The 11,598-nt window shown below is 67.9% G+C and carries 10 protein-coding genes; 4 read left to right on the top strand and 6 right to left on the bottom strand.

The window, feature by feature from the left end; genetic code table 11:
* Window positions 1-6: 6 nt before the first annotated feature.
* The 3 genes from IU450_RS03295 to IU450_RS03285 all read left to right on the top strand — a co-directional run bounded on the left by IU450_RS03295 (window position 7) and on the right by IU450_RS03285 (window position 3,205).
* Entirely contained in the window at window positions 7-1,098 is a 1,092-nt protein-coding gene (locus IU450_RS03295; RefSeq protein WP_195148255.1) for an MCE family protein, read from the top strand.
* Entirely contained in the window at window positions 1,095-2,273 is a 1,179-nt protein-coding gene (locus tag IU450_RS03290; protein WP_195148254.1) for an MlaD family protein, read from the top strand. The genes IU450_RS03295 and IU450_RS03290 overlap by 4 nt, the downstream gene beginning before the upstream one ends.
* A gap of 131 nt (window positions 2,274-2,404) precedes the next feature.
* Window positions 2,405-3,205, top strand: a complete 801-nt coding sequence (locus IU450_RS03285) for a hypothetical protein (RefSeq protein WP_195148253.1) — start codon at window positions 2,405-2,407, stop codon at window positions 3,203-3,205.
* A 76-nt stretch (window positions 3,206-3,281) separates the two neighbouring features.
* Here IU450_RS03285 and IU450_RS03280 read toward each other — a convergent pair whose 3' ends face one another.
* The 6 genes from IU450_RS03280 to IU450_RS03255 all read right to left on the bottom strand — a co-directional run bounded on the left by IU450_RS03280 (window position 3,282) and on the right by IU450_RS03255 (window position 8,964).
* The gene (locus tag IU450_RS03280; RefSeq protein ID WP_195148252.1) at window positions 3,282-3,854 is read right to left on the bottom strand and encodes a ribonuclease H family protein; all 573 of its coding nucleotides are present in this window, start codon (window positions 3,852-3,854) and stop codon (window positions 3,282-3,284) included.
* A gap of 10 nt (window positions 3,855-3,864) precedes the next feature.
* Window positions 3,865-4,335: an SRPBCC family protein gene (locus tag IU450_RS03275; protein WP_195148251.1), complete on the bottom strand. Its 471-nt coding sequence runs from the start codon at window positions 4,333-4,335 to the stop codon at window positions 3,865-3,867.
* A 127-nt stretch (window positions 4,336-4,462) separates the two neighbouring features.
* Window positions 4,463-5,647, bottom strand: a complete 1,185-nt coding sequence (lhgO, locus tag IU450_RS03270) for an L-2-hydroxyglutarate oxidase (protein WP_195148250.1) — start codon at window positions 5,645-5,647, stop codon at window positions 4,463-4,465.
* Between the two features lie 22 nt (window positions 5,648-5,669).
* Window positions 5,670-6,365, bottom strand: a complete 696-nt coding sequence (locus IU450_RS03265; RefSeq protein ID WP_195148249.1) for a hypothetical protein — start codon at window positions 6,363-6,365, stop codon at window positions 5,670-5,672.
* A 339-nt stretch (window positions 6,366-6,704) separates the two neighbouring features.
* Entirely contained in the window at window positions 6,705-7,496 is a 792-nt protein-coding gene (locus IU450_RS03260; protein ID WP_195148248.1) for a TIGR03084 family metal-binding protein, read from the bottom strand.
* A gap of 112 nt (window positions 7,497-7,608) precedes the next feature.
* A complete protein-coding gene (locus tag IU450_RS03255) occupies window positions 7,609-8,964 on the bottom strand; it encodes a hypothetical protein (RefSeq protein WP_195148247.1) in 1,356 nt (451 codons plus the stop codon).
* A gap of 278 nt (window positions 8,965-9,242) precedes the next feature.
* Here IU450_RS03255 and lon point away from each other — a divergent pair, with 278 nt between their 5' ends.
* Complete coding sequence (gene lon, locus IU450_RS03250) at window positions 9,243-11,573, top strand: endopeptidase La (RefSeq protein WP_228834063.1); 2,331 nt, start codon at window positions 9,243-9,245, stop codon at window positions 11,571-11,573.
* The last annotated feature ends 25 nt before the right edge of the window (window positions 11,574-11,598 follow it).

Here is an 11,598-nt window from a genome sequence, read left to right as displayed (position 1 = left end):
TACCGAATGACGATCAAGGCACGCAGGGCGCTGGTCGCCGTCGCCGCGGTGGCCGGTGTCGCGGTCACCTCCGGCTGCGGGCTCACCGTGGAGAAGCTGCCGCTGCCGAAACCGGGTATGTCCGGGGAGACCTACACCATCCACGCGGTGTTCGAGAACGCGCTGAACCTGCCCGACCAGGCGAAGGTGAAGATCGGCGGTTCGGACGTCGGCGTGGTCACCGACATCAAGACGAAGAATTTCCAGGCGATCGTCGACCTGACCATCAGCAAGGACATCGAGTTGCCCAAGGGCAGCACGGCGGAACTGCGGCAGGCCACCCCGCTCGGTGACGTGTTCGTCGCGGTGTCCAAACCCAAGACCGAGCCGGGCGTGGACATGCTGCACGACGGCGACACGCTCACCCTCGACAGCACCTCCGCGGGCGCGACCGTCGAGCAGTTGCTCATCTCGGTGTCCATGCTGTTCAACGGCGGCGGCATCGCCAGCCTGTCCAGGCTGGGTTCGGAGCTGGACTCCATCGTCGGCGGCCGCGGCGAGCAACTGGCCCACCTGATCACCGAGATGACCGGCGTGGTCGGCAGTTTGAACGCCAATTCGGCCCGGGTGGACAGCGTGCTCGGTGAATTCAGCTCCCTCGCCAACACCATCGAGGCACGGCGGTCCGAGCTCGGCGAGGTGGCCGACACGCTGCCCCAGATGATCGGCGCCATCGCCGAGAACAACCGGGCCATCGGCGATCTGCTGACCAAGTTGTCCATCGCCAGCGCCGCGCTGGGCAATTACGCCGACACCTCCACCGCGCAGTTGAACGGCCTGCTGGAGAACACTCACCAGCTGATGGACGCGATCGCCAAGACCGGCGACAACTTCGGCGTGCTGCTCGATCGGCTCCGCGTGCTGCGGCCCAAGGTGGACGCGACCTTCCGCGGCGGCAGCTTCGCGGTGTACGCCACCGCGACCAACCTCGACATCAGCGCGCTCACCGATCCGGAGCACGGCAAGCTCCAAGACCTCCACGACCTGCAGGACTTCGCGGGCAGCCTGCTTCAAGTGCTGCAGCTGGTGCAGGGCAGGGTGACGGGAGGACACCGATGACCTCCGTGCGCAAACTGTTCGGAAGCAAGATATTCCTGTCGAACCTGGGTCTGGTGCTCGTGCTGCTGGTCGGCGCCGCGTACCTGATGGTGAACGTCATGCGGGTGAACCCGCTGCGGTCGGACTACACCGTCACGGTGAACCTGGACCGGTCCGGCGGTCTGCAGCCCGGCAACGACGTGACCCTGCGCGGGTGGCGCATCGGCAAGGTCACCTCGATCGAGCTGACCGATCGCGGGCAGGCCATCTCCGCCACCGCGCAGATCGAGTCGAAGTACAAGATCCCGGTGGACACCCAGATCGCGGTGCAGGCGCTGTCCGGTGCGGGTGAGCAGTACATCGATTTCCGGCCGAACGCCGAGCAGGGGCCGTACCTGGCCAACGGCGCGGTGATCAAGTTCGATCCGGAGAAGATCCACACGCCGACGCCGGTGTGGTCGGTCCTGGACAACTCCAGCGCACTGATCGCGCAGATCAATCCCGACCACTTCCAGGTCATCCTGAACGAGCTGGACATCGCGCTCAGCGCGGGACCGGATCAGTTGCGCGGCATGGTGAACGGGATCAGCTTGGCGATGGCCGGCCTGGACTCGTTGCTGCCGCAGACCACGAATCTGATCACCAATCTGCGCACCATCGCCAACACGACGTCCAACGCGCAGCCCGATCTGGCCACGCTGACCCGCAACTCCGGGGTGCTGTTCGAGCAGTTCAACAACGCGAACGCGGAACTGCAGCGGGTGCTCGATCAGGCGCCGGGCCAGCTCACCAGCCTCGGCGCGGTGGTGGACCGGACGGCCGACCCGATCACCAGTCTGGCAACCAACTTCCAGGCGATCACCAAGGCGGCGCAGCTGCGGCTGCCCGCTCTGCGAGCGCTGTTCCCCTCGCTCGCGCTCGGCGGCGAGGCGCTGGGCGTCCCGGCGCACGGGAACGAATTCCACGCGATGATCGACATCTGGCCGCGGCCGTTCTGTACCTACAACACTCCGAAGATCCGCAACGAGGTCGTGCAGGACGGCACGATTCCGAAGTGGAACTACTGTGAGAACCCACCGCCGGGTCAGCAGATCCGCGGTGCGGCGAACGCGCCGCGGCCGAACGTGCCGAACAACGGCGCACACATGCCTCCGGGTGTGGATCCGAACGAGCGGACCCTGCCTCCGGTGCGGTGAGTCGTACCCGGCCCGGCGGTCGACCCGTCGGCCGGGCATACTCGCCGGTGGAACGCGTAAGGCTCGCTCTCGCGGGCCCTGAAGCCAATCGGTGCGCATCGACGCGCGCCGGGAAAGTGCAGGTTTTATCGATGTCTACCGACGACGCCGAGAACGACAAGGACGCCGAGACCAAGGCCACCGCCGACAAGGACACCGACAAGGTGGCCGAGAAGTCGGAGGATGCCGCCGGCGCGGCGAAGCCCGAGCTGTCCAAGGCGGAGAAGGCGGACAAGCCCGAGGCGGGCAAGAAGTCGACAGCGAAGAGCGGCGCTCCCGCGGCGGCCGCGCCGGCGCCGTCCGGGAAATCCACCTCGATTCCGCTCGTGGCCGCGTTCGTGGCGGGCGTGCTCGCGGTCGCGGCGATCACCGCGGTGGTCGTGTTCTTCATGCAGGGCAAGGACCGCGGCGACAAACTCGACGCGATCCGCGACTCGACCAGCGCCGCGTGCAAATTCGGCAAGGACGTCTCGGTCTACGACTACTCGAAGAACCTCGATGACTACTTCACCACGGTGAAGGCCGGCTCCACCGGAGAGTTCCTCAAGGAGTTCGACGACGCGACCAAGGCGCTCAAGGACGCCATGGTGCAGGCGCAGGTCAAATCCTGGGCCGACGACGTGCAGTGCGGTTACCAGTCCGGTGACAAGACCTCGGCCAAGGTGCTGGTGACCCTCACGCAGTACCGGACCAACTTCACCCAGGCCAACCCCGAGCGGCAGTTCGTCGTGGTGATCGCCCAGTTGCAGAAGTCGGGCGACAGTTGGCTGGTCGAGAAGCTCGATTCGCCGATGCTCAAGGGTGCGGGTACCGGCCTTCCCGGCGCTCCCGCACCGGGCGGCGCTCCGCAGCCCGCACCGTCTGGTCAGCCCGCACCGCAGCCGGGCAACTAGCCGAGCGCCTCCGGCGGTGGGCCGAGCCACCACCGCCGGAGGTCATTCGGGCAGTCTTCGGCGATTCGCGGACGAATCAGAACAGCGTCAAAGTCTGTGGCGCCGACGGCGCGGCCGCCTTCCCCGCGGCCTTGTCCTTCGGCGCTTCCGGCGCCGTCGACGCTTCTTCCACAGTCACCGCGAGCATTTCCACGGTGTTCGCCTCGGCGACAGCCGCGGTGACCGCGGCCTGCCGAGCCGCTTCTCCGGCCAGCGCATCGGCTTGCTCGTTGAAGTAGTTGCCGACATGACCACGGACCCAGCGGAAACGGACCGGTCCCGGCCTGCTCGCGATGGCCCGGTCGATCTGCCGGACGAGTTCGACATTCTTCACCGCGCCGCCGGTGGAGGTGCGCCAGCCGTTGAGCCGCCACCCCGACACCCACTCCGACGCGCACTTGATCGCGTAGAGCGAATCGCTCTCGATGAGCAGAGGTTCGGACCCGGGATGCGCGACGATCGCTTCCAGCACCGCGCGCAATTCCGCGACCTGGTTGGTTCCGGAAGCGGCTCCTCCGCTGGCGGAGGTGCCCTGATGATTGACCCAAGCCCAGCCGATGGCGCCGCCGGGATTACGGAGGCAGGATCCGTCGGTGCTCACGATGATCATGGATGGCACCCTACGCAATCCGACCGACAAGATCGGTACCGTGAAATTCCTCTATCTCCCTCCGCAACCGGGATTCCGTACGCCGTAGCGCCGATTTGACCGCAGCATCCACCAGACCGGCGCCCAGGCGCGCGACTATTCCGCGGGGCGGACCGTATTCCGCTTCGGAGGTCAGCACCGAGCGCCCGTAACCCAGCGGGTCGAAGCGCAGCCGCAGCGTGCCGCAGAAGTGCCCACGCAGTGTGTACCCGATCACCGCGTTGTGGCGGTATTCGGTGATCTCGCAGGTCGACGTGGGCCGCAAGAGCGCGAGACGGGTGGTGGCGGCGAAGACCGCGCCGAGTCCGCGGTCCTGATCGCCGGTCGGCACGAAGTCCGCGATGCCGAACATCCAATCGGGTACGAAGAGATGGTTGTCGGTGTAGCTGAAAGCGACCTCGATCGGCGCTCCGACGTCACTCGCGTACTTGATGTGGCCCATAGGCCCTCCCTGTCCCACGACTGGCGTTAAAAGTACTACAGCTCTCCTCTTTATTCGAGGGCTCGGCACGATTTGGTGTGCCGTGATGTCGGATCGCTACCGGACGGTCGCTCGGAAGCGGCGCCGCTCAGAGCTGGTCGACGATGTGCTCTGCGATCGGCATGGCCGAGGTCGCCGCAGGTGAGGGCGCATTGAGCAGATGAACCGAGCGTTCTGTGCGCTCGATCATGAAGTCGTGCACCAAGGTTCCGTCGCGCAGGACGGCCTGCGCGCGAATACCCGCCTCGCGCGGAAGCAGATCGGTGAGTGTCAGATCCGGACAGTAGCGGCGGCACTGCGCCAGGTACCCGCGTTTGAACAGCGAGTTGCGCAGTTCGCGCAGCCCGGTGCGCACGTTCGCCTTGGCCACCCGGTGGAATCCGGGGAACGCGAGGACTTCTCGCGCGTCCCTGACATCGAAGCTGCCTTTGCGATAGCCCTCCCTGGCCAAGCCGAGCACCGCGTTCGGCCCCACGGTCAGCGTTCCGTCGATCGTCGGACTCAAATGCACGCCGAGAAAAGGCAGTTCGGGATCGGGAATGGGATAGATCAAAGTTCTGACCAGGTCGTTTCGCTCCTGCGGCAACTGGTAGTACTCACCGCGGAACGGCACGATGCGAAAGTCGGTGCGCAGCCCCGCTGCTCGTGCCATCCGGTCGGCCTGCAGACCCGCGCAGACCACCAGCCTGCGTGCCGTCCACGAACCGGTCGGCCCGGCGGCCGTCACCGCGTCCGTGGTCTCGGTGAGCGTGGTGACCTCGGCGCCGAGCACGAATTCGCCACCGGCGCCGCGCACCTGCTCGGCGAGCGCTTCGGTCACCCGGGTGAAGTCGATGACCCCGGTGCCGGGAACGAACAGTGCGCCGACACCGGTGACGCGCGGTTCGCGCCGCCTGAGTTCCGCGGCGTCGATCAGCTCCACGGCCACGCCGTTGGTGATCGAACGTTCGTGTAGCGCGAGCATGCGTCCGTACTCGACGTCGTCCGTGGCGACCAGCAATTTGCCGCAGACCCGGTACGGAATGCCGTGCGCCGCCGCGAATTCTTCGGTCCAGCGAGCGCCACGGCGGCACAGCGTGGCCTTCAAGCTGTTCGGCGGATAGTAGATCCCGGAGTGGATGACGCCGCTGTTGTGCCCGGTCTGATGCGCGGCCAGGTGCTGGGCTTTCTCCAGCAGTACCAGGCCGGCGCCGGGATAGCGCGCCAGGATCCGGTGCGCGGTAGCGACGCCGACGATGCCGCCGCCGATGACGCAGAAGTCGTAGGCGCTCATGCCGAGCAGGGTAAGCGGTGGGTCACACCGCCGCGGAATCCCCTGCGCCCTGCGAGGTTGCGAGCACCGATTCGCCGGCGCCCTGTTTCCCCGCGCGGGCCGGAGGCGACGGCACGGCGGGCGCGACATGACGATTCAGGCGCAGGTCGTGCTCGCCGAGCTTCGGGTCGGACAAAGCCAGGCGCACTTCGCCGCTCTGGGTGTCGAGATCGGTACGCATCGTGGTCACGGTGGAGGCGCCCGGCTGCTGCGGTGCGGAGCCGGAACGCAGGAAACCGGTGAGCACCGTGAAGGCGTTCGTATCCACGGTGACCGAGACGGTATCGGCCTCGCCCGTCGCGACCTGCGCGCCGAGGTAGGCGTCGCCGAAGCGGACCGCACCGCCGAGAGGCGCGGGCGCGGTCGGCGAATCGACCTGTGCCTGCACGGTTTCCGGCTCGACGGCGCGGGGAGCGAGGACCACGGGGGGGAGGACCGCGGGGGGTAGGACCGAACTGCTGCCGGTCAGCACCGGATAGGAGACGATTTCGCGTCCGCGGTCGGGTGCATCCGGAGTGACCGGGGCGATCGGCGCGGCGAGCCTGCTATCCGGGCGCTGCGTATCGGCGATCTGCTGCACGATGTAGGTGCCTGCCGCGACGGTCAGGCTCAAGCTTGCGGCACCGGCGAGCACGACGGCGGCATGCCGCACGAACTGGGCAGGTCGTTGTGCTGTCACGATGCGCTCCTTCCCTGCGACGGACCAGCATCATGGAAAAGCTGTACGCCCGTCCAGGTTACCTGTGCGGTCGCGGGGTATGTCGCGTCGAAGAGAGCAGGATCACACGATGGGACAGCCCGGTCAAGGGCGCATGATCAGGCGCAGCCGCCTTGGTGGCGCCGATGTTTCCGTGAGCACACCGGGGGGTAAATATTCGTTTAGCTGGCGAGCGCCATTCTCGACTGCCACTCGAGACACCCGGCCAACGGCGTCCGGCCGTCGACATGAACACGGCGCACCCAAGTGTGGCGCTCGCCCGCTCCCGAATCGTCACCGATCGGGTCGGGTGTGGGCGGGTCAGGCGAACTGGCCCGCCGTCCTCCCCACACCTGTCGGACCCGCGAAAGCCTGCGCGATCGCGAGCCATTCCGCGGCGTCGTCGCCCTGCGTCACGATCGCCAGGTCGTCCGGATGGCGGCGCTGGGTCACCAGCAGGCAGAAGTCGAGCGCCGGTCCGGACACACGCTGCTCGGCATCCTCGGGACCCCACGCCCAGATCGTGCGGTCCGGTGCGGTCAGCTCGACGCGGAACTCCGCTGCGGGAGGGGTCTTTCCGTGCACGGTGTAGGCGAAGTTCCTGGTACGCACGCCGATATGGGCCACGGTGCGCAGCCGCGCGGTGGGAGTGCGGTGCACGCCGAGGGCGTCGGCCACGTCCTGCCCGTGCGCCCAGGTTTCCATGATGCGCGCGGTGATCATCGAGGCGGGGCTCATCGGCGGCCCGAACCAGGGCAGTTTGACGCCCGCGGGCGTCGCGCGCAGCGCGGCCGTGAGCGATGCGCGTCCGCGCCGCCACCGGTCGAGCAGGTCGGCGGGCGGTTCGGTCGCGGCTTTCTCGGCGGCCTCGTCGACGAACGTGAGCGCCCGAGGCCCGGCCTCGGCCAGCAACTTCTGAAAGCCGTCGGCATCCGCGGTGGCGATCGTCGCGATCTCGTCGGTCCAGGCCAGGTGGCCGATCTGGTGGGCGATGGTCCAGCCGGGCGCGGGTGTGGCCCGCGCCCATTCCTCGGGCGCCAGCGGGCCGACGAATCGTTCCAGGTCCGCGCATTCGTCGGCGAAGTCGCCGAGTAGCGCCTCGAGGTCAGCCATCTGTTCCCCTGCCGGTTCCGGGCACACCGCCTCGTGCGCCGCCGGGTCCAGCATCGCAGCGAGGTCAAAAAAAGGCAAGCATGATTGTTTTATATTGGCGGCGACTGTCCGGCTACCAGCCGAAAACCACCAGGTGGGAAGCTCCGACGACGAGACCGAGCACCGCGCCGTGCAGATACAGCAGCCAGGCGTCCTGTTCCACGGACGCGTAGAACATCTCCATGAACTCCCCCGGCGTGAGGTCCCGCAACTTGCGCGCCGCGAATTCATCGATGGTCTTGGCCTGCTCGAGGGTGAACTCCTCGTCCTCCGCCAGGGTCGGCGCCAAGCCGACCGCGGCGCCCGCCGCGCCCACCGTGAGGTTGTCGAACTGGCGACGTCCCAGGGCCGCGCGCACCAGCGTGGTGGTCGGACCGAGCTGACGACTGATCTCGTCGGCGATCAAGCGCTCCAGCAGCTGCCGGGTCTTGTCCCCGTTCGGGCCCTCCAGTAGTTCCTTGGACAGGTTCGGCAGCGTCAGCACCTGATAGGCCAGGATGTGCGCCAGATCGGTGGCCGCCTGCGGCTGCCGCTTCGCCAGCAGCGCCTGCTTCCACAGGTACTTGTACCTCGGTTGCGGGTCACCCGGCTCGAACACCATCTTCACCGCGATGACGTTCACGATCACACCGATCGCCGCCGAGGCGAGCAGGACGATCACCCAGCCCGGGACCCACCCGATCACCGGAATGGCCTGGTGCACATGGAGGTACAAGGCCAGCAGCACGCCGAACGGCGCTCCGAGCAGGCCGATGCGCACCATGAAGCGCAGCTCGGGCGCGGCGATGGTGGTGGTCAGGTCCTTCAGGATGGTCGGGTTTTCCTGCAGGTAGCGGATCACGAAGCTCTTGATGTCGATCAGCTGGTCGACGTTGTCGCCGAGCGAGGTGAACGCACGGCGGGACAGGGCGGGCAGTTCCCGATCCACCCGCTGGTAGATCAGCTGCTTGGCGGCCCGCGGCACGGTGCGCCACAGGTCCGGGTTCTCCCGGTACATCAGCTCGTCGACCAGCGGCCGCACCTGCTCGCGCGCGAGCACCGCGATGTAGTCGGCGATGCCGTCGAGATCGAGTTCGTGGATGAAGTCCCTCGGACTGCCGATCCGCATCAGGGCCTTGTCCACGCAGATGCTGGCCATCTTCTCCGCGCGCGCCGGGATGAAGCCCTGGAATCCGAGGCGGCGGCCGTCTCCGGAGAAGGTCGGCAAAACTTGGACCCGGCGCGGGAAGTACGGGTAGAGCACGTGCAGGCCGGGGATGCGGACCCCGCGGAACAGAAGCGGCCAGAACAGCATCAGCACGCCGGTCCAGTTGGTCAGCCAGCCCGCCAGCGCGCTGAAGACCGGAAACGTGATCAGGTCGACCACGAACTTCGGCTGCCCGGTCAATCCTTCCCAGTCGATGAACACGCCGGCGGCGAGCGACGACATCGATGGGACTCCCTAAGCCGATCCGGCGGTACCGCCGGTATGAGATATCAAGGCCTTCACGTTCTCATTGCCTTGGACGGGGTGTCAACGCGAACAGCCCGGCGCGGCGGGCCGAGCGGTCGCGCCTTCGCCCTCAGCGAACGAGGCATCGGAGTGGAACAAACCCGGATACCCGTGGGTTGAGTAGGCAACGCTCAACTTTTGGAAGGGTCGAAGACGTGACTACACCACAGAACCTGCCGGTGCTGTTCCTGACCGATCCGATCGTGCTGCCGGGCATGGTCGTGCCCATCGAACTGGACGAATCGGCGCAGGCCGCGATCGATGCCGCGCGCGCCGCCGAGACCGACGCCGTGCTGCTCGCGCCGCGCCTGAACGAGGGCTACGCCACCTACGGGGTGGTCGCGACCATCGAGCAGGTCGGCCGGATGCGCGGCGGCGCCCCGGCGGCCGTCCTCAAGGCGGAACGGCGGGCCAAGATCGGGCACGGGGTCACCGGCCCCGGCGCCGCACTGTGGGTCGAGGCCGAGCCGGTCGAGACGCCCACACCCGACGGCCGCACCAAGGAACTGGCCGCCGAATACAAGAAGCTGGTCGTCTCGGTGCTGCAACGCCGCGAGGCCTGGCAGGTCATCGACGCGGTCAACCAGCTGACCGACCCGTCGGCCATCGCCGACACCGCGGGCTACGCCACATACCTGACCTTCGAGCAGAAGCGCGAACTGCTCGAGACCCCCGACGTGGCCGAGCGGCTCACCACCCTGATCGAGTGGACCAAAGCGCACATCGCCGAGGCCGAGATCAGCGAGAAGATCAGCGAAGACGTTCGCGAGGGCATGGAGAAGAGCCAGCGCGAATTCCTGCTGCGCCAGCAGCTCAACGCCATCCGCAAGGAACTCGGCGAGGACGAGCCGGACGGCGCCGACGACTACCGCACCCGGGTGGAGCAGGCCGACCTGCCCGACACCGTCCGCGAGGCGGCGCTGCGTGAGGTCGGCAGGCTGGAGCGGGCCAGCGATCAGAGCCCGGAATCCGGCTGGATCCGGACCTGGCTGGACACCGTGCTCGAGCTGCCGTGGACGGTGAAGACCACCGACAGCACCGACGTCTCGGCCGCCCGCGCGGTCCTCGACGCCGATCACCACGGCCTGGACGAGGTCAAGGACCGCATGGTCGAGTACCTGGCCGTCCGCGCCCGCCGTGCCGCCCGCGGCCTGGAGGTCGTCGGCGGACGCGGCTCCGGCGCGGTGCTGGTGCTGGTCGGGCCGCCCGGCGTCGGCAAGACCTCGCTGGGTGAGTCCGTGGCGCGCGCCCTCGGCCGCAAGTTCGTCCGCGTCGCCCTGGGCGGCGTGCGCGACGAGGCCGAGATCCGCGGCCACCGCCGTACCTACGTCGGCGCGCTGCCCGGCCGCATCGTGCGCGCCATGAAGGAAGCCGGTTCGATGAACCCGGTCGTCCTGCTCGACGAGATCGACAAGGTCGGCTCCGACTTCCGCGGCGATCCGGCCGCCGCCCTGCTCGAGGTGCTGGATCCGGCGCAGAACCACACGTTCCGCGACCACTACCTCGATCTGGACCTGGACCTGTCCGACGTGCTGTTCATCGCCACGGCGAACGTCATGGAGACCATCCCCGGCCCGCTGCTGGACCGGATGGAACTGATCACCGTCGACGGCTACACCGAGGACGACAAGGTGGCCATCGCGCGTGACTTCCTGGTGCCGCGGCAACTCGAGCGCAACGCGCTGACCGCCGCCGAGGTGAGCGTCAGCGAGGAAGCGCTGCGCGAGATCGCGGCCAACTACACCAGGGAGGCAGGCGTCCGGCAGATGGAGCGGCTGATCGCCAAGGCGCTGCGCAAGGCGGCCACCCGGTTGTCCGAGCGCGAAACCGTGCCCGCGGCATCGGGTTACGACCCCGAACTGGGTTACGAGGTGGACACCGACGCCCTGACGATCGGTCTGGGCGACTTGAAGGACTACCTGGGTCGTCCGCGCTTCACCCCCGACTCGGTCGAGCGCACCGCCGTGCCTGGTGTGGCCACCGGCCTCGCCGTGACCGGCGCAGGTGGCGACGTCCTCTACATCGAGGCGAACGCCGCCGAGGGTGAGCGCTCGCTGACCCTCACCGGCCAGCTCGGCGACGTCATGAAGGAATCCGCGCAGATCGCGCTGACCTACGTGCGCTCGCACCTGGAGGAGATCGGCATCGAGGCGTCGGTTCTGGATCGCAACATCCACATCCACTTCCCGGCCGGGGCGGTGCCGAAGGACGGACCGTCCGCGGGCGTCACGATGGTCACCGCACTCGTGTCGCTGGCGCTGGGGCGTCAGGTGCGATCGGACGTCGGCATGACCGGCGAGGTCACCCTGAACGGCCGGGTGCTGCCGATCGGCGGCGTGAAGCAGAAGCTGCTCGCCGCCCAGCGGGCCGGATTGAAGACGGTGTTCATCCCGGCGCGCAACGAGCCGGATCTGGACGACGTTCCGGCGGAAGTGCTGGCCGCGCTGGATGTGCGCCCGGTCGCCGACGTGGCCGACATCCTGGCCTACGCCATCGAGCCGGTCGCCGAACCGGCGTTGGGCCCTGCCTTCGCCGCGACCGCCTGACCTGGGCCGAACGGGCCGGGTACGG

This window comes from Nocardia abscessus (assembly GCF_015477775.1).
GTDB classification, from domain to species: Bacteria; Actinomycetota; Actinomycetes; order Mycobacteriales; family Mycobacteriaceae; genus Nocardia; species Nocardia abscessus_A.
Note: the sequence above shows the minus strand (reverse complement) of the source record. Positions and strands in the feature narration are given on the sequence as shown.

Coding starts and splice junctions, on each gene's coding strand:
- IU450_RS03295 (WP_195148255.1), top strand. CDS start 7: ATGACGATCAAGGCACGCAGGGCGCTGGTCGCCGTCGCCGCGGTGGCC.
- IU450_RS03290 (WP_195148254.1), top strand. CDS start 1,095: ATGACCTCCGTGCGCAAACTGTTCGGAAGCAAGATATTCCTGTCGAAC.
- IU450_RS03285 (WP_195148253.1), top strand. CDS start 2,405: ATGTCTACCGACGACGCCGAGAACGACAAGGACGCCGAGACCAAGGCC.
- IU450_RS03280 (WP_195148252.1), bottom strand. CDS start 3,854: ATGATCATCGTGAGCACCGACGGATCCTGCCTCCGTAATCCCGGCGGC.
- IU450_RS03275 (WP_195148251.1), bottom strand. CDS start 4,335: ATGGGCCACATCAAGTACGCGAGTGACGTCGGAGCGCCGATCGAGGTC.
- lhgO (WP_195148250.1), bottom strand. CDS start 5,647: ATGAGCGCCTACGACTTCTGCGTCATCGGCGGCGGCATCGTCGGCGTC.
- IU450_RS03260 (WP_195148248.1), bottom strand. CDS start 7,496: ATGGCTGACCTCGAGGCGCTACTCGGCGACTTCGCCGACGAATGCGCG.
- IU450_RS03255 (WP_195148247.1), bottom strand. CDS start 8,964: ATGTCGTCGCTCGCCGCCGGCGTGTTCATCGACTGGGAAGGATTGACC.
- lon (WP_228834063.1), top strand. CDS start 9,243: ATGGTCGTGCCCATCGAACTGGACGAATCGGCGCAGGCCGCGATCGAT.